The following is a 22769-nucleotide window of genomic DNA, read 5'->3' as shown; positions in this document are numbered from 1 at the left end:
CGTGCACGGCGACAGGGTATGGCACTCAGTGCCGCGCGTAAAGGTACTCCGTACCGAAGATTGTCGGGTGGGGGAGGGGTGGGGTCGCTGTCCTCCGTGCTGGGGCGGGAAGGGTGGGGCGCTGGCGCGGGACTCAGTACCTTCCGGGCGCTGCACTGAGTGCCACGTACGGCTGTCCGCGCCCCGCGAAGTAACCTTCCCCTCCACCCCCGGCCCCGCATACCCCTACCCCCACCCCAGGGAGCCCGCATGCCGCCCGTACGTTCCCGTCTCCTCTACGTCACCGACCTGGCGTACCCGGCGCGCGGGCGCCGCTACGGCGACGAGGACGTCCGGCTGACCGCCCGCCTGCGCGAGGACCACGACCTGGCCCTGTGCCACCCGCGGGACGCGGCGGCGCTGATGGCCGCCTTCGACGCCGTCGTGGTCCGCAACAGCGGGCCCGTCCTCGGCTACCCGGACGCCTACGAGGAGTTCCGGTCCCGGGCGCTGGCCACCGGGGCACGCGTCTACAACCCGCTGACGGGACGGGCGGACATGGCGGGCAAGCGGTACCTCCTCGACCTGACCGCCGCCGGCCTCCCGGTCATCCCCACCGTCGACCGCCCCGAGGACCTGCACCGCCTGCCCGCCGGGGACCGCTACGTCGTCAAACCGAAACAGGGCGCCGACTCCATAGGGCTGCGCGTCACCACCGCCGACCGGCTGCCGGAACTGGCCGACGGCACCGTGCTCGTCCAACCGCACATCGACTTCCTGCACGAGATCTCGTTCTGCTTCGTCGACGCCGACTTCCAGTACGCCCTGCACGCCCCCGACCCCGGCCGCCGCTGGGAGCTGCGCCCCTACGAACCCACCGGCGCCGACCTGGAGTTCGCCCGCCGCTTCATCGACTGGAACACCCTCGGCCACGGCATCCAGCGCGTCGACGCCTGCCGTGCCCCGGACGGCGGACTGCTGCTGGTCGAACTGGAGGACCTCAACCCGTACCTGTCCCTGGACGCCCTCGACGACACCCGCCGCGAAGCCTTCGTCACCGCCTTCCGCGCCTCCCTGCGCCGCTTCCTGGCCGCCTGAACACACCGGCGTGCCGGGGCCGGAATGCCGCCGCCGGACGCGGGCACCGGTGTGCTGAGCTGAGGGCGGCACCGGGCGGCTGCGCCCGACGGGTGCCGCTGACGGGCAGGGCCGACGGGTGCGGCGGGACGGAGCGGCAGGACATGACAGGCGCGGACGCGTTCACCGGACGGCTGGACCCCGACATGTGCGTGGTGACCGCCACCGCGGAGGGGGAGCGGGCGGGCTGCCTGGTCGGGTTCTTCTCGCAGTGCTCCATCAGCCCGCAGCGCTTCGTGGTGTGGCTGTCCAAGGAGAACCGGACCTTCCGGGTGGCCCGGCGGGCGGACCGCCTCGCCGTGCACCTGCTGACCCGGCGACAGCACGCGCTCGCCACCCTCTTCGGCGGCAGCACCGAAGACGACGGTGTCGACAAGTTCGCCCACGTGCCGTGCGCCGAGCGGCCGGACGGGGCCGTCGTCCTCGACGACGTTCCCGCGTGGTTCGTCGGCCGGATCGTGCTGCGCGCCGACGGCGGCGACCACGTCGGCTTCGTCCTCGAACCCGTGGACGCGGGCGGAGGCGCGGGCGGCGAGCAGGACGAGGCACTGCTGCGCCTGTCGGACGCGCTCGACATCGCACCGGGCCACCCGGCCGACTGAGTGGCGCCGCTCGCCGGTCCGGGGCGCGCCCGGCCCTGGCGCCGCGCGGCACCCGCACCACCGCCCGTTCCGGCACCCGCACCGCCCCTCAGCGGCCTCCGCCGTGCTCCACCAGCACCTCGGTCACGGCCCGGACGCTGCGGGCGATGTGCTGCAGTTGCAGCAGCTCGGCGGCGTACAGCTTGATCGTGTGTTCGATGACCGACTCGGGCATGCCCAGCCGGGGCAGGTCCGCGCGGGCCGTCTGCAGCGCGGTACGGGCCACCCGTACCTCCTGCTGGACCTGGAGCTGCGCGTGGCGGGCGAGCAGCACGGGGTGGCGCATCAGCGCGGGGTAGCTGCCGTAGCGGGCGGGCACCAGCTCGCGCAGCCACCGGGCGGCCGAGCGCTCCCAGTCGTAACTGCCGGGAGGCTTGACCTGGCAGGGCCAGTCCGGGCTGATGCGCGTGGTCGTCACAGGCATGATCATCGCTTCCGGGTGTGCGGCGTCGGGGAGGGTGGGCCGACGAGGTGGGTGCGGCCCCGGCCCGGGGACGGCCGGGGCCGCGGGCGCTCACGCGGGCGAAGCCCGGGCGCCCCCTGGACCGGACCCGGGGTGGGCCGGGCCGCGATCCGTGAGCAGTATTTATATATGCGGTGAGCTTTGCAAGACGTATGAAAACATTCATGCGCGCTTTTGTCCGGGTGGTCCGCATACGCTCCGACCATTCCGGCGGCGCGTCAGCCCCCGGAGCGTCGGCCCGTCGGAGCGCGTCAGTCCTTCAGGAAGAACTGGTGCTGGTCCGCGACCTGCTCGTACTCCTCCAGCCGCGCCTGGGTCCGCTCGGGGTCGGCGTCGGTCATGGCCTGCAGCAGGGCCGAGCAGATCACGCCCGGCGCGGCGTAGGAGTCGAAGACCAGCCGGGAGCCGGTGCCGGTGGCGAAGGTGATGTCGGCCTCGTCGGCCACCGGGCCGAGGGCCAGGTCGGTGACGAGGGCCACCTTGAGCCCGGCGCCGCGCGCGACCCGCACGGCGGTCAGGGTCTCCTGCGCGTGCCGGGGCATGGAGAAGGCCAGCACCCAGGTGCCGCCGGCCTCCCGGGACTGCAGCAGCGCGTCGTAGGCGACGCTCCCGCCGTGGGTCACCAGCCGTACGTCCGGATGGATGCGCCGGGCGGCGTAGGCGAAGTACTCGGCGAGCGACACCGAGATGCGCAGCCCCAGCACGGTCAGCGGCGCCGACCGCGACAGCTCGCGGCCCACGGAGATCACCCGGCCGGGGTCGGCGAGGTCCCGGCGGAGGTTCTCCAGGTTCTCGATCTCCGCGTCGACCGCAGCCTGGAGTTCGTTGCCCCGTTCCTCCTCGACCGCGCCGGGCCCGCCCGCCAGTGTCCTGAGCGCGATGGACTGGAGCTTCTCGCGCAGCGCGGGGTAGCCACTGAAGCCGACCGCGCCGGCGAACCGCGTCACCGACGGCTGGCTGACGCCCACCCGGTCCGCCAGCTCGGTGATCGACAGGAAGGCCGCCTCGGTGATGTTCTCGATCAGGTACTGGGCGATGCGGCGCTGGCCGGGAGACAGCCGGGGCCCGTCGAAAAGCTCCCTGAGCTGGGACGCCGGGGCCGCCTCCGCCTGGGGAACGGTCCTTCCCGAGGTGATCGCGGACGCCTGTGCGCGAGCCTGCTGCGGCGATGGCACCGAGGCGCCTCCTTTGTCTCCCACAGCGGTTCAACATAGCTCACTCACCGTCATGACCAGCGCTTGCGCGAGCGGATCCGGCCGCGCGCACCGGTCCCGGTCGCGGAGTCCCGGCCCCGGGTCGGCACCGATCTCGTCCACGCGGGGATACGCGCCCGCCGCCCGGGAACCCGCCGGGGCGGGGGACGACTCCGCCGACTTCGAGGAGAAGTGACCGATGAGCGCACTGACCGCGCTGGAACAGGCCATGGAGAACCGCTGGGAGGCGCTCCGGGCGCGGATCACCGGCAGGGAATCCGTCGAACTCCTCGAAGCCCTGCACCGGGAGTGCGACACGCACGCCGTCGTCTGCAGCGAGCAGCGGGTCATCGTGCCCAACGCCTACGACGTCGAGCTGTCCGGCCCGGTGCACGACGAACTCACCCGCCGCCGCAGCCGCGTGGGCCAGGCGCTCACCGACAGCCTGGCCCGGCACGCCGACCGCCACGGCTACGAGTGGGCGGGCCCGCTGACCGTGCGCATAGCCCGCTCCGGCCAGGTGCCCAACGGCCGCTTCAAGGTGGCCAGCCGCGTCATGCCGCACGTCAGCGCCCAGGCGTTCGCGCAGCCTGCCTAGCCGCCGGGCGCCGCCGCATAAAGCACATGAAGCCGCATGAAGGGGTCAGGGGTCAGTGGTGTTCCGGCAGGGCCGTCGCGGGCACGATCAGGTCCGCGCGGTCGCGGGTCGCCGCCACCAGGTCCGCGTTGCGCTGGTCGGAGCCGAGCACCCAGGCGACCGCCTCGGCGTGGCTCTTGCCGAACTCCTCGTGCCGGGCGACGAGCCGCCGTACGCGTTCCTCCTCGTCGAGGACGCAGAACCACACCTCGTCCAGCTCGGGCCGCACCCGCGCCCACGGACCGCTGTCCAGCAGCAGGTAGTTGCCCTCCGTGACGACCAGCCGGGCGGACGGCGGCACCGGGACCGCGCCCGCGAGCGGCTGCTCCAGGACGCGTTCGAAGCCGGGCGCGTAGACGGTCCCTCCCCGGCCGGCCGTGTCCTGCCCGTCCTCCTCGCGCAGCCGGCGCAGCAGCGCCGCGTACCCCGCCGCGTCGAAGGTGTCCGGCGCGCCCTTGCGGCCCCGGCGGCCCAGCCGGTCGAGTTCGGCGTCGGCGAGGTGGAAGCCGTCCATCGGCACCTGCACGGCCCAAGGCGCGGCGGCGGCGCCGTTGAGCGCCCGGACGAGCCGCCCGGCCAGCGTCGACTTGCCGGCCCCGGGACTGCCCGCGATGCCGAGGAGCGCGCGGTGCCCGTCGCGGGGCAGGGACCGGGCACGGGCGAGGAGATCGTCGAAGGTCGGCGGCACGCGCCCCAGTGTGTCACCCGGCCGGCGGCGCCCTCCGGGGTGCCGGAACGGCCCGGAGCCCGGAAAGTGGTCGGAAAGTACGTCCGATGTGGCATGCGACACCCCGTCAACGCCGTGTCGTGGGGAAGGGTCCCTGTATGACGAAGCTCGGTCTGCCCGAAACAATCCTGGCCTGCCTGTTCGATCTCGACGGGGTCGTCACCAAGACCGCCGTGGTGCACGCGGCCGCCTGGAAGGAGACGTTCGACGCGTTCCTGCGCGAGCGGGAGGGCGCGGACTACCGTCCCTTCGACGCGGTCGCCGACTACGACGAGTACGTCGACGGACGGCCCCGCGCCGACGGCGTGCGCACCTTCCTCGCCTCCCGGGACATCGAACTGCCCGAGGGCACCCCGGACGACCCGCCCGACGCGCAGACGGTCAACGGGGTCGGCAACCGCAAGAACGAACTGGTCCTGGAGAAGATCCGCACCGAGGGCGTGCAGGCCTATGACGGCACTCTGCGCTACATCGAGGCGGTCCGCGCCCGGGGCCTGAAGACCGCGATCGTCTCCTCCAGCGCCAACACCGTCGACGTGCTGCGCTCCATCGACGCCGAGCGCCTCTTCGACGTCCGGATCGACGGCGTGGTCGCCCGCGAGCGCGGCCTGCCCGGCAAGCCGCACCCGGACACCTTCCTTGCCGCCGCCCGCGACCTCGGCGTGGCGGCGGGGCAGGCCACCGTCTACGAGGACGCCCTGGCCGGCATGGACGCGGGCCGCGCGGGCCGCTTCGGCTACGTCGTCGGCGTGGACCGCGTCGGGCAGACCGACGCGCTGTACGCGCACGGCGCCGACGTGGTCGTCAAGGACCTCGCCGAACTGCTCACCGAGGACACCGGCCGGGGAGGTGCCGCGTGATCACCCACCGCTCGTACGCCGTCGAGCCCTGGAGCGTGCGCGAGACGGACCTCAGCCTGGACGTGCTGGCCCAGAGCGAGTCCGTGTTCGCGCTGTCCAACGGCCACGTCGGCTGGCGCGGCAACCTCGACGAGGGCGAACCGCACGGCCTGCCCGGCTCCTACCTCAACGGCGTCTACGAGGTCCACCCGCTGCCGTACGCGGAGGCCGGCTACGGCTACCCCGAGTCGGGCCAGACCGTCATCAACATCACCAACGGCAAGGTGCTGCGGCTGCTCGTCGACGACGAGCCCTTCGACCTGCGCTACGGCCGCCTCGTCTCCCACGAGCGCGTCCTGGACCTGCGGCGCGGGCTGATGGAGCGCACCTGCGAGTGGATCTCCCCGGCCGGCACCCGGGTGCGGGTGCGCGCCACCCGGATGGTCTCGCTGACCCAGCGGTCCATCGGCGCGATCGCCTACGAGGTCGAACCGGTCGACTGCCAGGCCCGCGTGGTCATCCAGTCCGAACTGGTCACCAACGAGGAGCTGCCCCAGGCGGACGGCGACCCGCGCGCCTCGATGGCGCTGCAGGCGCCGCTGGAGCCCGAGGAGGACTTCGCCTCCGGCAACCGGCTGCGCCTGGTGCACCGCACCCGGCGCAGCGGACTGCGCGTGGCCGTCGCCGCCGACCACGTCGTCTCCGGCCCCGAACGGACCTCCACGCACAGCGAGAGCCACCCCGACCTGGCCAGGCTCACGGTCGCCGCCGTCCTGGAGGCGGGGCAGACGCTGCGGGTGGAGAAGCTCGTCGCCCACGGCTGGTCCGGGACCCGCTCCCGGCCCGCGATGAGCGATCAGGTGGACGCCGCCCTGGCCGCCGCCGCGCACGGCGGCTGGTCCGGCTTGGTGCGGGAGCAGGAGCGGTACCTCGACGACTTCTGGGCGCGCGCCGACGTCGAGGTCGACGGCGACGAGGAGATCCAGCAGGCCGTCCGCTTCGCGCTGTTCCACGTGCTGCAGGCCGGCGCCCGCGCCGAGGAGCGGGCCATCCCGGCCAAGGGCCTGACCGGTTCGGGCTACGACGGGCACGCCTTCTGGGACACCGAGATGTTCGTGCTGCCCCTGCTCACCTACACCTCGCCCGACTCCGTGGCCGAGGCGCTGCGCTGGCGGCAGAACACGCTGCCCGCCGCCCGCGAGCGCGCCGCCCAGCTCGGGCTGCACGGCGCCGCGTTCCCCTGGCGCACCATCGAGGGCCAGGAGGGCTCCGCGTACTGGCCCGCCGGTACGGCCGCCTTCCATGTGAACGCCGACATCGCGCACGCGGTGGTCCGGTACGTGGCGACGACCGGCGACGAGGACTTCGAACGGGACACCGGCGTGGAACTGCTGGTGGAGACCGCCCGGCTGTGGCGCTCGCTGGGCCACCACGACCACCGGGGCACCTTCCATATCGACGGCGTCACCGGCCCCGACGAGTACAGCGCGGTCGCCGACGACAACACGTACACCAACCTGATGGCGCGGGCGAACCTGCTGGCCGCCGCCGAGGCCGTCGAGCGCCACCCCAAGGAGGCCGAGCTGCTCGGCGCCGACGACGAGGAGAGCGCCGCCTGGCGGGACGCCGCCGAGGCGATGAACATCCCGTACAACGCCGAACTGCGCGTGCACGAGCAGAACGCGGGCTTCACCCGCTACCAGCGCTGGGACTTCGCCGACACCCGCGCCGACCAGTACCCGCTGATGCTGCACTTCCCCTACTTCGACCTGTACCGCAAGCAGGTGGTCAAGCAGGCCGATCTGGTGCTGGCGATGTACACCTGCGGTGCCGAGTTCGACGACGAGCACATCGCCCGCAACTTCGCCTACTACGAGCCGCTGACCGTGCGGGACTCCTCGCTGTCGGCGTGCGTGCAGGCGGTCATCGCCGCGCAGGCGGGCCATCTGCGCCTCGCCTACGACTACGCGGCCGAGGCGGCCCTGATGGACCTGGAGGACCTGGAGCACAACACCCGCGACGGGCTGCACATCGCCTCGCTGGCCGGTACCTGGATGGCGCTGGTGACGGGGTTCGGCGGCACCCGCCGGGCCAAGGAGACGCTGGAGTTCTCGCCGCGCCTGCCGGAGAAGTTCAGCCGGCTCGCCTTCAGCCTGCAGTTCCGCGAGCGCCGGCTGCGGGTGGAGTTCACCCAGCAGAGCGCCACGTACACGCTGCTGTCCGGGCCGCCGCTGACGGTCCGCCACCACGGCGAGCCGGTCGAACTGAGCCCGGACGCGCCGGCCTCGCGCCCCGTGCCGCCGCCCCGGCACGTCCCGTCGCCGGAACAGCCCCCGCACCGCAAGCCCAACGCCCGCTGACGCGGGGGCAGGCACGGCCGCGGCCGTGCCTGCTCCTGGGCCGGGGGAGCGGCGCCGGTCTCACACCGGGCGGCCGGCCAGCAGTTCGCGCAGGGCCCGCTCCTCCTCGGGGCTCAGCCCGGTGACGAACTGCCGCAGCGCGCCGATCGGGTCGGGGCCGCGGTCCAGGGCCTCGTGCATGGCCTGGGCGGTCAGCTCCGCCGCGTTCTTCGCGGGCCGGTAGGAGCCGCGCCGCCCGTCGGCCGCGCGCAGCACCAGGCCCTTGTCGTAGAGCCGCTTGAGGATGGTGTGCACCGTGTTGTAGGCGAGGCCGCCGCCGATCTCCAGCTGGATCTCGGCCGGTGTCAGCGGGCGCCGCGCCGACCACAGTGCGGCGAGGACCTCGCTCTCCAGCTCACCCGAGCTGCGCCGTGCCGTCCTGCCCCGATGAGGCCCACTGCCAGCCATGCCCTCAACCTTACAATGCGTAGGGGAGCCCGGTGCCCGACGGCCCCGCCCCCCCCGGGGGCCCTTACGGCCCGTCCGGCCGTCGCCGGTATTTCGCCCACGCTTTCCCGACGATTCCCTGACGTCTTGCTCGACTCCCGCACCGGTTCAGCACACTGTGGGGGCAGGCACCCTACAGTGCGTAGGGAAGAGGGGTGGAGATGGCCGACAGCGCACACACCGTACTCGCCGGGACCCGGCGGACCGGACCGGCGACCGGCTCCGGGGACGCCCGCCGCTCCCGCGACCGCCTCCCGGTCGCCGCGGCCGCCGCCGCCTTCACCCTCGCTCAACTGCTTCTCGTCCGCCCCGGCATGGGCCTCGGCTGGGACGAGACCATCTACGTCAGCCAGGTCGCCGGGCACGCCCCCGCGGCCTTCTTCAGCGCACCCCGCGCCCGCGGCGTCTCCCTGCTGGTGGCCCCGGTCGCCTCCTGGTCCTCCTCCACCGCGCTGCTGCGCTGCTACCTCGCCCTGCTCTCCGGCCTCGGCCTGTACCTCGCCCTGCGCGTCTGGCGGAACCTGTTCCCCGCCCGCGTCCTGGCCCTGGCCGGCGCCCTGTTCGCCTCGCTGTGGGTGACCCTGTTCTACGGCCCGCAGGCCATGCCCAACCTCTGGGTCGCCCTCGGCGCGCTCGCCTGCGCCGGCTGCTTCGCGCGCGCCCGCACCGACCGCCACGACCCGGCCGTGCTGCCGGGCCTGGCCGGCACCGCCTGCCTGATGGCGTGGATGCGGCCCATGGACGCGGTCTGGGCGGTGCTCCCGCTCCTGGCCCTCACCCTGCCCGGACGCCGCCGGCAACCGCTCGCCGCGCTGCTCGCCGGGCTGGTCGCCGGCTCCGCCCAGTGGCTGATCGAGGCCCAGACCGGCTACGGCGGCCCGCTGCGGCGGCTGTCCGACGCCTCCGCCATCCAGGGCGGCCTCGGCTGGCACTTCGCCGTCGCCGACCAACTGCGCGGCCTGGGCGGCCGGACCCTGTGCCGGCCCTGCGCCGGCGCCCTGCCCCACCCGCTCGTCACCGCCTGGTGGTACGCCCTTCCCGTGCTCGCCCTGACCGGCCTCGCCGTCGCCCGGCGCAACCGGCGCACCGCGCCCACCGCGATCGCGCTGGCCTGCGCCGCCACCGCCGCCTTCCCCTACCTGTTCCTCATCGGCTACGCCGCGCCCCGCTTCCTGCTGCCCGCCTACGCCCTGCTCGCCGTCCCGGTCGCCGACGCCCTGCGCCACCTCGTCACCCGGGCGGCGGACGGCGCCCGGCGGCGCACCCCGAGCCGGATGGCTCTGAGCCGGACGGCCCTGGGCCTGGCCGCCCTGGGCCTGGCCGTGCACCTCGCCGTCCAGTACTCCGTCCTCTCCCGCACCGTCGACCGCACCACCGCCGACCACCGCGCCTGGGCCCGCGCCGCCGCCGAACTCCACCGCCTCGGGCTGCGCCCGCCCTGCCTGCTCACCGGCGAAGCGGCCATCCCGATCGCCTTCGCCGCCGGCTGCGACTCCGCCGCGACCGACGGGCCCAACGCCAACACCACCCCGGACGCCATCGAGGACACCGCCGGGCGGCTGCCGGTCGCCGCCCTCACCACCGCCGGCGGCTCCCCGCCCGGCTACGCCCGCGCCTGGCCCGTCCACCCCTTCGGAGACCTGCGTCTGTACGTCGCGCCGAGGGCGCAGAAGGGCACCGGCAGATGACCTCTCCGCTCCTGACCCCCGCCGCCGTCCAGCGCCGCCGGACGTGGTGGCACTCCGGTGTCCTGCTCGCCGTCCTGGTCTGCGCCGTCTACCTCGGGCAGCGGCACTGGCCCGTGGTCCGCTCCGGCGCCGGGCAGCTCGCCGTCGCCGACGAGGGCTGGCTGCTGGTGGGCGCGACCGCCGCCGTCGCGACCTGGCTGTGCGCGGCGCTCGCCCAGCAGGGCGCGGTCGCCGAACGGCTGCCAGGCGGTCGGCTCCTGGCCGCGCAGTTCGCCGCCTCGGCCGCCAACCACGTGCTGCCCGCGGGGCTCGGGGCGAGCGCGGTCAACCTGCGGTTCCTGATGCGCTGCGGGCTGACCGCCCCGCGCTCCGCGAGCGCGCTCGCGGTCAAGGGAGCCGCCGGTGCCCTGAGCCGGGCGGCCCTGATCGCCGTGCTCGCCGCGGCCTGCCCCGGCGTCCTGCGGGTGCCCGACGTGCCCGTGGTGGCCCCGATCGCGGCCCTGGGCGCGGCCGTGCTGGTGGCGGTGGTGCTGCGCGGCCCGCTGCGGTCGCGGTGCGGGCGCGTGGCGGCGACGGTGCTGGCGGACATCCGTGCCGTGCACTCCCGGCCGCAGCGGGCGGCCGCCCTGTGGGGCGGTTCGCTGGCCTTCGCCGCGGCCCACTCCCTGGTCCTCATCGCCGTCACCCGGGCCATCGGGCTGCCCCTGTCACCGGTGCGGGTGGCCCTCCTCTACCTCGCCGCGAGCAGCGCCGCCGCCCTGCTGCCCACCCCCGGCGGCCTCGGCTCCCTGGACGCGGCGCTCGCCTTCGCGCTCAGCACCACCGGCGCCCCGGCCGCCGCGGCGGCCTCCGCCGTCCTCGGCTACCGCCTCCTGACGGTCTGGCTCCCCCTCGTCCCGGGCCTGCTGGTCCTGGGCGTGCTGATCCGCCGCCGGGCGGTGTGACCCACCGTGTGACCCATTGCCGGGCGGCGGCACGCGGAGCACGCGCGCGGGACCGGCCCCCTGTACGTACGCGGGCCGACCAGACCGAGTACGTACGCGGGGCCCGTCACGCCGGATACGCACGCGGACCCGTCACGCCGGATACGCACGCGGACCCGTCACATGGAGTACGTACGCGGCGGCCCGCCGGGAGGTTCCTGCCCCGGGGCCTCGTCCGCCGGGCCGGAGTCGTCCGGCCTCCCCGCGACGGCGGCCACCGCACCGGCGGGCAGCCACCACGCGGCCGCGCACCCGCACAGCCCGAGCCAGCCGGCGGCGAACAGCCACCCGCCGATCACGTCGCTGAACCAGTGCACCCCGAGGTACACCCGGGTCAGCCCCACCAGGACGCCCCAGCAGCCCACGGCGAGGCAGAGCGCCGTCCGGCCGCGCGGCGCGCGCAGCACGATCGCGAGGATCACCAGCCCGGCGGTCAGCGCCGAGGTGGCCGTGTGCCCGGACGGGAAGGACCAGCCCGAGGCGTACGTCGCCCAGTCCTGCCGCGGCGGACGCGGCCGGGCGGCCAGCTCCATCACGCCGTACCGCACGGCCTGCCCCAGCACCAGGCAGGCCACGCCGAGCCCCGCCGCGACCGTCCGCGTGCGCGCCGTGCCGCCGAGCACCGCACCGGCCACCAGTACCAGCGCGTACGGGACGACGCCCGTCCCGGTGGCCGTCAGCACCCGGGCCGTCGCCACCGCCATCCCGGGGCGGTGGCCCGTCGACCAGGACAGCAAGGAGCTGTCGATCGACAGCGGGGCACCGCCGCCGCCCACGACGACCAGGCCGACCACGACGAACGCCGCCCAGGCGCCGAGCCACGCACCACCCGCCAGGTCCACGGCGTCCCGGCGCCTCATACGACCGGCGCGGGCGTCATCCGCGCGCCTCCCCGGCCTTCGCCGCCCGGCGCGAGCGCAGCACCTCGGTCGCCAGCGGGACCAGCGAGACGAGCACGATCAGGGCGATGACCGGCAGCAGGTACCGGTCGACATCCGGGATCGTCGAGCCCAGCCCGTACCCCGCCAGGGTGAGGCCGACGCTCCAGAGCAGCCCGCCGGCCGTCTGCCACACCGTGAACGTGCGCAGCGGCACGCCCAGGGCGCCCGCCATCGGGTTGAGCACGGTCCGCACCACCGGCACGAAACGGGCCAGCACGATCGCCTTGGCCTGCCCGTAGCGCTCCAGGAGTTCCTCGGCGCGCCGCGCGCCCGCGTGCAGCCGTGGCGAGCGGCTGCGGGCGAGCAGGGCGCCGCCCGCCCTGCGCCCCAGCAGGTAGCCGCACTGCGATCCGGTGAGCGCCCCGAGCACGGCGGCGGCGAGCAGCGGCAGCAGCGACAGCCTCACGCCCCGGTCCGCCGTGCCCGTGCACAGCAGCCCGGCGGTGAAGAGCAGCGAGTCGCCGGGCAGGAAGAACCCGATCAGCAGTCCCGTCTCGGCGAACATCACCACGCCGACGCCGAGCACGCCGAAGGCGGCCAGCAGCGACTGGGCGTCCAGCACATTGACAGCGGGCTGCGACGACAGGTGCGGGGGTGCGATCATCGTCGCGGGCCCTTCCGGTCGGGTCGGGGGCGCGGGGGAGCGGTACCCGAAGAGTGACTACAGATCTGTAGACCGTCTACCGGAGACGATAGCGGTCCGGCCGGCCCTTTCCGTGCCCGACTCGTCGGGCACGTCCGCGTAACACCCCGTCGGCGGCCTGACCTGGCCGAACGGCGGTTCGGGACGCCACGCCGGACTTTTCCCTCCCATGGTCAAGACCAGCCGTCGGCTTTACTGCACATGATGTGCAGGTGGGGGAGGATGGCAGAAGACTGCGCCACGCAGCCGCCCGCACGCTCCGCCGCAAAGGAAAGTCCCTCGCCATGACGGCCCCCTCCGGTTCCACTCCCCTGCTCACCGCCCCGGCCGAGACCGAGCGCTCGGCCTGGCACCGCGTCCGCAGATCGATGACGCGCCAGGAGTGGACCAGGATCGGCGGCATGGCCGCGTTCGTGCTCGCGCTGCACGTGATCGGCTGGTTCACGCTCGTCTGGATCGTCGCGCCGGAGCACTACAGCATCGGCACCAAGTCCTTCGGCATCGGCATCGGCGTCACCGCGTACACCCTGGGCATGCGGCACGCCTTCGACGCCGACCACATCGCCGCCATCGACAACACCACCCGCAAGCTGATGAACGAGGGGCAGCGGCCGCTCTCGGTCGGCTTCTGGTTCTCCCTCGGCCACTCCAGCATCGTCTTCGGCCTCGCCTTCCTGCTCTCGCTCGGCGTCCGGGCGCTGGCCGGGCCGGTCAGCGACGACGACTCCCAGCTGCACGACGTCACCGGCCTGATCGGCACGACCGTCTCCGGGACCTTCCTGTACGTCATCGCCATCATCAACCTGGTCATCCTGGCCGGTATCTGGAAGGTGTTCCGGCAGATGCGCTCGGGCCACTTCGACGAGGCCGCCCTGGAGGAGCAGCTCAACAGCCGGGGCCTGATGAACCGCCTGCTGGGCCGGGTCATGAAGGCGATCGACAAGCCCTGGCAGATGTACCCGCTGGGCCTGCTCTTCGGCCTCGGCTTCGACACGGCCACCGAGATCGCCCTGCTCGTGCTGGCCGGCTCCGGCGCGGCCTCCGGCCTGCCCTGGTACGCCATCCTGTGCCTGCCCGTGCTGTTCGCCGCGGGCATGTCGCTGCTGGACACCATCGACGGCTCGTTCATGAACTTCGCCTACGGCTGGGCCTTCTCCAAGCCCGTCCGCAAGGTCTACTACAACCTGACGATCACCGGCCTGTCGGTGGCGGTCGCCCTCATCATCGGCACCGTCGAACTGCTGGGCCTGCTCGCCGACAAGCTCGGCCTGCACGGCTTCTTCTGGGACTGGGTCGCGGGCCTGGACCTGAACGTCATCGGGTTCGTCATCGTGGGCCTGTTCTTCGTCACCTGGGTCATCGCCCTGGTGGTGTGGAAGGTCGGCCGCATCGAGGAGAAGTGGACCGCGGGCCTGGCCGCCTCCACCGACCCGGCCTCCGAGTGAGCCCACGGCCGGACCGGGCGAATCCGCGGCAGGGGTGATTGGAGCGGGCGCGGCGGGAAATGCGGATCATGACACCCACGACCCCAGTCGCCGCGAGGGAGGCACACCCGTGAGCACCGATCCGATGGCCGACGACGCCTACCAGCCCACCGGGACCAACGAGGAGCAGGAGGACGCCGCGCCGCTGGACATGCAGGACGCGATCGGCGAGCGGACCTACGACGACACCCTCGACGAGGGCTACTCCCCGCCGGAGAAGCCGCTCGGCGTCGACAAGTACGGCACCACGGCCGCCGAGCAGCACGACGGCGAGACCCTCGACCAGCGGCTGGCCCAGGAACAGCCGGACGTGCAGGAGCCGGAGGGCGACGGGGTGGGCGACCTGCCCGGCGGCGAGGGCGAGCCGGTCGACCCGGAGGCGGGCGACGAGCGGGCCGGCCGCCTGGTCGCCCCGGACGAGGGCGCGCACCCCGACACCACGAAGGAGGAGGTCGCCTTCGACGAGGGCATCGACGCGGGAGCGGCGGGCGCCGAGGAGGCCGCCGTGCACGTCGTCGACGACGACAGCGCCCTCCCCGACGAGGAGACCCGCCCCTGATCCCGTGTCCCGTCCCCTGATCACTTCACGCGCCGGTGGGCCCGGAGCACCTCGCTCCGGGCCCACCGGCACGACGGACCACGACGGTACGACGGACTGCGGTAGCCCCGCCGCGGGCTAGGGCAGCAGCTTGTCCAGGGCGGCCGGGCCCTCCGTTTCGATCTTGCGCTTGGCCCATTCCAGGTTGCGGGGGGTGATGTCACGGCCCGCGGCCAGCACGACGTCCTCGGGCGAGACGTCGGTGCCGGTACGGGCGTGGAGCACATCGTCCGGGGTGCAACGGTCCCCGGACGAACGGGATGATGCGTCGGGCTGTGACGTCGACATGTGTCCTCCTCGGGTCCGGCCGGGTCCCGCGCGGGACGGGACTGCGCCGCCCGCGCCGCGGGACCGGGACCTCCCTTTACGATTGCCCGCCGCGCCGCACCCTGCATCCGGAAGGGCCCGCCGCACCGGCCGGGCCGGCAGCGGCCCGCTGGGGGAGTACCTGCCCGCCGGAGGGGAAAACCTCCGTTCCGCCCGCGCGCTCCGTAAGCTGGTAGGGCCCGGGACGGCCGGGCGCGACGGCCGGACCGGGAGCGCCCGCGCACCCGGACAGGAGGCCGCCGCGATGGCCGACACCCCGAGTCCCCCGCCCGTGGCCGGCCCGCGCCGGTACGTCCCGATCGCCGACCACGGCCTCATCGGCGACCTGCGCACGGTCGCCCTGGTCGGCACCGACGGCACCATCGACTGGTACTGCTGCCCCTCCTTCGACGCCCCCAGCGTGTTCGCCGCCGTCCTGGACGCCGAGCGCGGCGGCTGCTTCGAACTCGCCGCCGCCGACGGGGTCCGCACCAAGCAGTTCTACTTCCCCGACACCAATGTGCTGATCACCCGGTTCTTCACCGAGGACGGGGTCGGCGAGGTGCAGGACTTCATGCCGGTGACCGGCGACAGCGCCCAGGCCGGGGAGGCCGACCGGCACCGGCTCATCCGGCGCGTGGTGTGCGTGCGCGGCACCCTGCCGTTCCGCGCCCGGGTGGCGCCGCGCTTCGGCTACGGCGCCGACCCGCACACGGTCCGCACCGAGGGCCGGGTCGTCCTGTTCGAGTCCGCCGCCCTGTCCCTCGCGCTGACGGCCACCGTGCCGCTGGAGACCGAGGGACCCGACGTCCGCGCCGACTTCAAGCTCACCGAGGGCGAGTCGGCCGTCTTCGCCCTCGACCAGGTCGGCGGCGAGGTGGCCCCGCGCAGATGCGCCCGCCTGGAGGCCGAGGAGCAGTTCTGCGCCACCGTGGCCTACTGGCGGCGCTGGAGCGCGCAGTCCCGCTACCGGGGCCGCTGGCGGGAGATGGTGCACCGCTCCGCCCTCACCCTGAAACTGCTCACCTACGCCCCCACCGGCGCCATCGTCGCCGCGCCCACCACGAGCCTGCCCGAGCGGATCGGCGGCGAGCGCAACTGGGACTACCGCTACGTCTGGGTGCGCGACGCCGCGTTCGCCGTCTACGCGCTGCTGCGGCTCGGCTTCAGCGGCGAGGCCGCCGCGTTCATGCGCTTCGTGACCCGGCACGTCAGCCCGGGCGACGGCAAGGCCACCGGCCCGCTGCAGATCATGTACGGCATCGACGGCCGCACCGAACTGCCCGAACACGAACTGACCCACCTCGAAGGACACCAGGGCTCCGCGCCGGTCCGCATCGGCAACGCCGCCGCCGACCAGCTCCAGCTGGACATCTACGGCGCCCTGATCGACTCCATCTACCTCTACGACAAGTGGGCCGAGCCGATCTCCAGCGCCCAGTGGGACGACGTGTGCGCGCTGGTGGACTGGGTCTGCGACAACTGGGACCAGCCCGACGAGGGCATCTGGGAGACCCGCGGCGGCCGTCGGGACTTCCTGTACTCCCGGCTGATGTGCTGGGTCGCCGTCGAGCGCGCCGTCCGGCTGGCCAACCGCCGCGGCCTGCCCGCCGACCTGCCGCGCTGGCAGCGCACCCGGGACGCCGTCTACCGCCGCATCATGGACCGCGGCTGGTCGCGGCGGCGGCAGGCGTTCGTCCAGTACGAGGGCGGCGACGTGCTGGACGCCGCCGTGCTGATGATGCCGCTGGCCAAGTTCATCGCGCCGACCGACCCCAAGTGGCTCTCCACCCTCGACGCGCTCACCGAGGACCTGGTCTCCGACTCCCTCGTCCACCGCTACGACCCCCACGGCAGCCCCGACGGCCTGCGCGGCGACGAGGGCACGTTCTCCATCTGCTCCTTCTGGTACGTCGAGGCCCTCACCCGGGCCGGCCGGCTGGACGAGGCCCGCCTCGCCTTCGAGAAGATGCTCACCTACGCCAACCACCTCGGCCTGTACGCCGAGGAGATCGGCCGCACCGGCGAGCAGCAGGGCAACTTCCCGCAGGCGTTCACCCACCTGTCCCTGATCAGCGCGGCCTACAACCTGGACCGCGCCCTGGGCTGACCGGCCCCGGCGGGGCGCCGCCCGGCTCACGGCAGGGGCTGTTCCGCCCAGATGACCTTGCCCGAGGGCGTGTAGCGGGTGCCCCAGCGCTCCGCGAGCTGCGCCACCAGGAACAGGCCCCGCCCGCCCTCGTCGGTGGACGCCGCGTAGCGCAGGTGCGGCGAGGTGTTGCTGCTGTCGAAGACCTCGCAGATCAGGGCGCGGTCGCGCAGCACCCGGACCCGGATCGGCGCGCCGCCGTAGCGGATCGCGTTGGTGACCAGCTCGCTCAGGACCAGCTCCGTGGTGAACGTCAGCTCGTCCAGGCCCCACTCGGCCAGCCGCCGGCTCACCGAGGCGCGTACCTCCCCCACGGCCGCCGGGTCCGAGGGGACCTCCCACTCGGCGACCCGGTCCGCGCCCAGCGCCCGGGTCCGCGCGACCAGCAGCGCGATGTCGTCGCCCCGGCGGAACGGCAGCCGGGAGTCCAGCACGGCCCGGCAGGTCTCCTCGGGCGACCCGCCGGCCGCCTCCAGCGCGGTGCGCAGCTCCTCCAGGCCGGCGTCGATGTCCCGTTTGCGGTCCTCCACGAGCCCGTCGGTGTACAGGACCAGCCGGCTGCCCTCCGCCAGCTCCAGTTCGGCCGTCTCGAACGGCAGCCCGCCCAGGCCGAGCGGCGGCCCGACCGGCACGTCGGCGAAGGCGGCCGTGCCGTCGGGGGCGACCACGGCGGGCGGCGGATGCCCGGCGCGGGCGATCGCGCAGCGCCGGGAGACCGGATCGTAGATCGCGTACAGGCAGGTCGCCCCGACGACGGGCGCGCCGGTGCCGTCCGCCGACTCGTCCTGGTCGATGCGGGCGACCATCTCGTCCAGCAGGCCCAGCAGCTCGTCGGGCGGCAGGTCCAGGGAGGAGAAGTTGTGCACCGCCGTCCGCAGCCGGCCCATGGTGGCCGCCGCGTGCAGTCCGTGGCCGACGACGTCACCGACGACCAGCGCGACCCGCGCCCCGGACAGCGGCAGCACGTCGAACCAGTCGCCGCCCACGCCCGCCTGCGCCGGCAGGTAGCGGTAGGCGATGTCCAGGGCGTTCTGCTCGGGCAGGCTGCGCGGCAGCAGGCTGCGCTGGAGGGTGACGGCCATGCCGTGCTCGCGGGTGTAGCGGCGGGCGTTGTCGATGGAGACCGCGGCCCGCGCGACCAGTTCCTCGGCGAGGGCCAGCTCCTCGGCGTCGAACGGCTCCGTCTTCTCCGAACGCCAGAAGTTGACCAGGCCCAGCACCACGGTCCCCGCCCGCACCGGCGCGGTGATCAGCGAGTGGATGCCGAAGCGCACGATCTCCTCGGTGCGGTCCGGGTCCTGCGCCAGCCAGCCCGGCGCGGCCTCCAGCCGCGGCTCCAGGACCGCCCGGCGGGAGGCCAGGCTGTGCGCCTGCGGGGACGAGTCGATGAAGTGGATCTGCCGGCCGGCCGGGTACAGCGGGGCGCCCGCGCGGACCCCGTGGGACGCCGTGCGGCGCAGCGCGGCCCCCGGCTCCGGCTCCTCGCCGCGCAGCACGGCGTCGTACAGGTCCACGGTGACGAAGTCCGCGAACCGGGGCACCGACACCCGCGCCAGCTCCTCGGCGGTCCGGGTCACGTCCAGGGTGGTGCCCACGCCCACCCCGGCGTCGTAGAGCAGGCGGAGGCGCTCGCGGGCCACCTCGGCGCGGCCGGACAGCGCGCGCAGCTCCGTCGAGTCGCGCAGGGTGGCCACGCTGCCCGACGGGCCGCCCTCCAGGTCGGTGGGGCGCTGGTTGATCGCCAGCAGCCGGTCGCCGACCAGCTGCACCTCGTCGGTGGCGACCCGCCCGGACGTCAGCAGCGCGGCGGTGGCGGGGTCAAGACCGAGGTCGAGTATCCGCCGCCGCTCGGCGTGCTCGGGCAGCCCCAGCAGCCGGTGCGCCTCGTCGTTGGCGAGCAGCAGCTCGCCCCCGTCGCCGACGATGATCACTCCCTCGCGGACGGAGTGCAGCACCGCGTCGTGATGCTCGTACATCCGCGTCATCTCGCCCGGCCCCAGCCCGTGGGTCTGGCGCAGCAGCCGCCTGCTGACCAGCGCGGTCCCCGCCGTGGCCAGGGCCAGGCCCGCGGCGGCCGCGCCCAGGACCACCGGCAGCTGCCGGTCCGCGAGGCTGCCCGTGTTCCGGGTGGTGATGCCGGCCGCGACCAGCCCCACCACTGTGCCGTCCGGCGCCTTGACCGGCACCACGGCCTGCACGAGCTGCCCTATGGTCCCGTTGATCTCCTCCACCACGGGCTTCCCGTGCAGCGCGGGCCCGATGGTGCCGACGAACCGCTTGCCGATCCGGTCCGGCATCGGGTGGGTGTAGCGGATCCCGGCGGTGTTCATCACCACGATGAAGTCCACGTCCGCGGCCTTGCGGGCGGCCTCGGCGCGCGGCTGGAGCACCGCCGTCGGGTCCGGCGCGGCCAGCGCCGCGCGGGTGCCCGGCGCGTCGGCGAAGGTCTGCGCGACCGCCAGGGAACGGTTGCGCGCCTCCTGGGTGCTGTCGTGCCGCACCTGGAGGACCAGCGCCACCACGGCCCCGACGACCAGCAGCAGCACGATGACGACCTGGAGCACGAACACCTGGCCGGCGACGCTGCGCGCGCCCAGCGTCGACCGCAGGCGACCGGCCCGGCCACCCGAGGCACGACTGCGCTCGGCGCGCTCGCGGGCGCGGAGCGCGGGGCCGGGCTGGAGGCGCTGGGCGCGCAGGCGGCTGGTCGACCGGGTGCCGGTTCGACCCGGGAGTCGGACCATGTGCCATGTCTACACTGTCGCGCCCGGTGAGGCGAGGCCCGTCACATCCTTCTCATGAGGACGCGCGCCGGAGCCGCGAGGCGCCCGCGCGGGCCGGGGGCGCGGGCCGCCGCATGGTGAGCAGCAGGGTGATGTCGTCGGGCCGGTCGGCGGAGTGCCGGGCCGTCGCCGTGAGCCGGTCGGCCACGCTCGTCAGCGGCCGCCCGCCGGGGCGCGCGGCCGACGCCCCGACCCGCGCCAGGGCGACGCACAGCGCGCCGACCCCGTCGTCGATGTCGATACCCGGCCGCTCGACCAGCCCGTCGGTGTACAGGGCGAGGATCGCGCCCGGTGCCAGCCGCAGTTCCGTCACCGGATAGCGGGCGCCCGGCTCCACCCCGAGGACGACACCGCCGGGCACGTCACAGACCTCGGTGCGGCCGTCCGGGTGGCGCAGCACGGGCAGCGGATGCCCCGCCCGGGCCACCCGCGCCACACCGGTGACCGGGTCCAGCCGGACGTAGCAGCAGCTCGCGAACTGCCCGGGGTCCAGGTCGGTCAGCAGATGGTTGGTGCCGCTCAGCACCTCGTCGGGCGGCCGGTCGCCGAGCGCGAAGGCCCGTACCGCGCTGCGCAGTTGCCCCATGGTCGCGGCCGCCTGCACACCGTGCCCCTGGACGTCCCCGATGACCAGGGCCAGCCCGTCCCCGGCGGCCACCACGTCGTACCAGTCCCCGCCGATCTCCATGCCCTGGGTGCCGGGCAGATAGCGTCCGGCGGTCTCCACCTCCGGGTGGACCGACAGCCGCCGGGGCAGCAGCGCCTGCTGGAGGCCGCGGGCGAGGGCGGCCTCGGTGTCGTAGCGCTGTGCCTTCTCCATCGCGTGGGCGATCAGCCCGGCGAGCGCCGTCAGCACCGTGCGTTCCTCGCCGCTGAAGCCGCGCGGGCGGTCGAAGCCCAGGATGCACGAGCCCACCAGGCGGCCCGAGGCGATCAGCGGCAGGAAGGCGCGCGAGCCCACGTCGGCGTCCAGGGCCAGGCCCGGGTAGGTGGCCGCCATCTGGTCCATGGAGTCGAAGAAGAGCGGGTGCCCGGTGGTGAGCGTCTCCACCCCGGGGACATGGGCGTCCAGGCCCACCCCCTCGAACGGGGCGAGGAAGCCGTCGGGGAAACCGGTCTCCCAGGCCAGGTACAGATGCCGGTCCTGGAGCAGGTAGATGGCGAGCCGGTTGCCGCCGAAGGCGGGCAGCAGCTCCCGCATGACCACCGCCGACACCTGGCGGGCGGTGACGGCCTCGGTCAGGGCGATCGCCAGCACGATCGGCCGGTACAGGTGCGCGGCCGCACCGGAACCGGACACGGGCGACCCGGGAGCGGGCCCGTGGGTCCCGCCGGGTCCTTCGGCCGGCTGGGCCGGGGCCGCGGGCAGGGCGGCGGCGTCCACCGGCAGGACGGGCTGCTCGGCCGGCCGGACGACACAGGTCAGCAGGTCGGGGCCGGCGTGCACGGACAGCGCGAGCAGGGCGCCGTCGTGCCGGTCGGCGGCCGCCGCCCTGTCGTCCGCGGGCGGCCGGCTGACGTGGAAGTGCACCGGCCCCGGCGAGAGCAGGGCCGCGCGCAGGTGGTCCTCGCACGCCGGATGGCTCAGGCACGGCGCGCTGTCCCACAGCGGCCGGCCCACCAGTGCTCTGCGCGGCCGGCCCAGGAGCTGCGCGGCGCGCGGATTGGCGTAGACCACCGTCCCCAGTCGGTCCGCGCACAGCACGCCGTCCGGCAGCAGATCGGCCGCCGCGTCGCCCAGCGGGCCGGGACCCGGATCGCGCAGGGTGCCGCTCACCCGGCACGGGCCCGGCGCGCGCCCGGCCTGCGGCGCCCACAGCTCCATCAGCCGCAGCGCGCCGGCCGCGGTGCGCACGGGCAGCGGCAGGGCGGGCGGCCGGCCCGCGGCGGTCTCCCGCAGCGCGGCCAGCACCTGATGGCCCTCCCCGGCCGCCACGGTCTCCGCGAGGGCCCGGCCGGTCCCGGCGAAGTCCGCGGCCGGGCGGCCCAGCAGGACGTGGAAGCGTTCGTCGGCGCTCACGGTGTCGCTCACCGGGTCCCAGACGAACCGCCCGACCCGGCTTTCGACGGCCCGGGCGGCCGGCGGCCGGACGGACAGCGGCTCCCCGTCCCAGACCACCGCGGGGCCGCCGCCGTGCTCCCACCGCGCCAGCTCCGCGCCCAGCCGCTCGGCCGCCCGCGTCACCCGGTCCCGGCAGGACAGCAGCTCGGCGGCCTCCGCCGTCTCCGCCTCCGGCACGGACCGGCGCAGCACGGCCAGCACCCCGAACGTGGCCGCCCCGCCGGTCACCGGCACGTACAGGGAGCCGAACGGGAACGGCAGGCCGGCCGCGAACTGCGGATAGCGGCGCATGGCCTCGGCCGCGTTGGGCAGCACCACCCGGCGGCCCAGCCGGTAGGCGTCGGCGACCGGGAACCCGCGGTCCACGTCCATCCGCCACCAGGGCCGGAACAGCGGCGCGGGCAGTCCCGCGAGCACGGCCAGCCTGAGCAGCCCCGGCGTCGTGCCCGACCGCAGGTAGAGCCCGGCCGCCAGGCCGTCGGCCGCGCCGATCGCCCCGACCGCGGCGTCGGCCAGCAGCGCGCCCAGCCGGGCCGCCGTCCGGTGCGCCTGCTCGGCTCTGCCCGTCATCGGCTCTACCTCGTCCCTGCGCCGTCTGAGGACGACACAGCAAGGATGCGCCAGATGGCCCCCGCCGCGCACCCGGCGCGGGCCGCGGGGCGGGGTCCGG

The 22769-nt window shown here is 74.6% G+C and carries 19 protein-coding genes; 10 read left to right on the top strand and 9 right to left on the bottom strand.

Annotated elements, in window-relative coordinates:
• Positions 1-249: 249 nt before the first annotated feature.
• A complete protein-coding gene (locus ABZ858_RS17735; RefSeq protein WP_361378573.1) occupies positions 250-1077 on the top strand; it encodes a hypothetical protein in 828 nt (275 codons plus the stop codon).
• Positions 1078-1220: 143 nt separating this feature from the next.
• Complete coding sequence (locus ABZ858_RS17730) at positions 1221-1718, top strand: flavin reductase family protein (protein WP_361378570.1); 498 nt, start codon at positions 1221-1223, stop codon at positions 1716-1718.
• Positions 1719-1806: 88 nt separating this feature from the next.
• On the opposite strand, the gene ABZ858_RS17725 is transcribed toward ABZ858_RS17730, so the two are convergent.
• Both ABZ858_RS17725 and ABZ858_RS17720 read right to left on the bottom strand, forming a co-directional pair.
• Complete coding sequence (locus ABZ858_RS17725; protein WP_361378567.1) at positions 1807-2187, bottom strand: hypothetical protein; 381 nt, start codon at positions 2185-2187, stop codon at positions 1807-1809.
• 284 nt (positions 2188-2471) lie between these two features.
• A complete protein-coding gene (locus tag ABZ858_RS17720) occupies positions 2472-3395 on the bottom strand; it encodes a MurR/RpiR family transcriptional regulator (RefSeq protein ID WP_361378564.1) in 924 nt (307 codons plus the stop codon).
• A gap of 217 nt (positions 3396-3612) precedes the next feature.
• Between ABZ858_RS17720 and ABZ858_RS17715 the strand changes: the two genes are divergently transcribed.
• The gene (locus ABZ858_RS17715; RefSeq protein ID WP_361378561.1) at positions 3613-4011 is read left to right on the top strand and encodes a DUF3662 domain-containing protein; all 399 of its coding nucleotides are present in this window, start codon (positions 3613-3615) and stop codon (positions 4009-4011) included.
• 52 nt (positions 4012-4063) lie between these two features.
• On the opposite strand, the gene ABZ858_RS17710 is transcribed toward ABZ858_RS17715, so the two are convergent.
• Entirely contained in the window at positions 4064-4738 is a 675-nt protein-coding gene (locus ABZ858_RS17710) for a nucleoside/nucleotide kinase family protein (RefSeq protein WP_361378558.1), read from the bottom strand.
• Positions 4739-4875: 137 nt separating this feature from the next.
• Between ABZ858_RS17710 and ABZ858_RS17705 the strand changes: the two genes are divergently transcribed.
• The gene (locus ABZ858_RS17705; RefSeq protein ID WP_361378555.1) at positions 4876-5637 is read left to right on the top strand and encodes a beta-phosphoglucomutase family hydrolase; all 762 of its coding nucleotides are present in this window, start codon (positions 4876-4878) and stop codon (positions 5635-5637) included.
• A complete protein-coding gene (locus tag ABZ858_RS17700; protein WP_361378552.1) occupies positions 5634-7976 on the top strand; it encodes a glycosyl hydrolase family 65 protein in 2343 nt (780 codons plus the stop codon). Before ABZ858_RS17705 ends, ABZ858_RS17700 begins: the two co-directional genes overlap by 4 nt.
• A gap of 60 nt (positions 7977-8036) precedes the next feature.
• Here ABZ858_RS17700 and ABZ858_RS17695 read toward each other — a convergent pair whose 3' ends face one another.
• Positions 8037-8423 (bottom strand): BlaI/MecI/CopY family transcriptional regulator, encoded by a 387-nt coding sequence (locus tag ABZ858_RS17695; RefSeq protein WP_361378549.1) that lies wholly within the window; start codon positions 8421-8423, stop codon positions 8037-8039.
• Between the two features lie 200 nt (positions 8424-8623).
• Between ABZ858_RS17695 and ABZ858_RS17690 the strand changes: the two genes are divergently transcribed.
• The gene (locus ABZ858_RS17690; RefSeq protein WP_361378546.1) at positions 8624-10150 is read left to right on the top strand and encodes a hypothetical protein; all 1527 of its coding nucleotides are present in this window, start codon (positions 8624-8626) and stop codon (positions 10148-10150) included.
• Entirely contained in the window at positions 10147-11094 is a 948-nt protein-coding gene (locus tag ABZ858_RS17685) for a lysylphosphatidylglycerol synthase domain-containing protein (RefSeq protein WP_361378543.1), read from the top strand. The genes ABZ858_RS17690 and ABZ858_RS17685 overlap by 4 nt, the downstream gene beginning before the upstream one ends.
• A gap of 158 nt (positions 11095-11252) precedes the next feature.
• Here ABZ858_RS17685 and ABZ858_RS17680 read toward each other — a convergent pair whose 3' ends face one another.
• Positions 11253-11993 carry a phosphatase PAP2 family protein gene (locus tag ABZ858_RS17680; RefSeq protein ID WP_361378540.1) on the bottom strand — a complete coding sequence of 247 codons (741 nt, stop codon included), beginning with the start codon at positions 11991-11993 and terminating at the stop codon, positions 11253-11255.
• A 16-nt stretch (positions 11994-12009) separates the two neighbouring features.
• Positions 12010-12678: a DedA family protein gene (locus ABZ858_RS17675; RefSeq protein ID WP_361378537.1), complete on the bottom strand. Its 669-nt coding sequence runs from the start codon at positions 12676-12678 to the stop codon at positions 12010-12012.
• Between the two features lie 407 nt (positions 12679-13085).
• On the opposite strand from ABZ858_RS17675, the gene ABZ858_RS17670 reads away from it, so the two are divergent.
• The gene (locus tag ABZ858_RS17670) at positions 13086-14162 is read left to right on the top strand and encodes a HoxN/HupN/NixA family nickel/cobalt transporter (protein WP_361378852.1); all 1077 of its coding nucleotides are present in this window, start codon (positions 13086-13088) and stop codon (positions 14160-14162) included.
• Positions 14163-14271: 109 nt separating this feature from the next.
• Positions 14272-14760 carry a DUF5709 domain-containing protein gene (locus ABZ858_RS17665; RefSeq protein WP_361378534.1) on the top strand — a complete coding sequence of 163 codons (489 nt, stop codon included), beginning with the start codon at positions 14272-14274 and terminating at the stop codon, positions 14758-14760.
• 117 nt (positions 14761-14877) lie between these two features.
• On the opposite strand, the gene ABZ858_RS17660 is transcribed toward ABZ858_RS17665, so the two are convergent.
• Positions 14878-15087, bottom strand: a complete 210-nt coding sequence (locus tag ABZ858_RS17660; RefSeq protein WP_361378531.1) for a hypothetical protein — start codon at positions 15085-15087, stop codon at positions 14878-14880.
• Between the two features lie 283 nt (positions 15088-15370).
• Between ABZ858_RS17660 and ABZ858_RS17655 the strand changes: the two genes are divergently transcribed.
• A complete protein-coding gene (locus ABZ858_RS17655; protein ID WP_361378528.1) occupies positions 15371-17215 on the top strand; it encodes a glycoside hydrolase family 15 protein in 1845 nt (614 codons plus the stop codon).
• A 26-nt stretch (positions 17216-17241) separates the two neighbouring features.
• On the opposite strand, the gene ABZ858_RS17650 is transcribed toward ABZ858_RS17655, so the two are convergent.
• Positions 17242-19998 carry a SpoIIE family protein phosphatase gene (locus ABZ858_RS17650; protein ID WP_361378525.1) on the bottom strand — a complete coding sequence of 919 codons (2757 nt, stop codon included), beginning with the start codon at positions 19996-19998 and terminating at the stop codon, positions 17242-17244.
• A gap of 52 nt (positions 19999-20050) precedes the next feature.
• A complete protein-coding gene (locus ABZ858_RS17645; protein ID WP_361378522.1) occupies positions 20051-22669 on the bottom strand; it encodes a SpoIIE family protein phosphatase in 2619 nt (872 codons plus the stop codon).
• Positions 22670-22769 lie beyond the last annotated feature (100 nt).

Source organism: Streptomyces sp. NPDC047017, from assembly GCF_040644175.1.
Classification (GTDB): Bacteria; Actinomycetota; Actinomycetes; order Streptomycetales; family Streptomycetaceae; genus Streptomyces.
The sequence above is the reverse complement of the archived record's forward strand: the minus strand, read 5'-3'. Positions and strand labels throughout refer to the sequence as shown.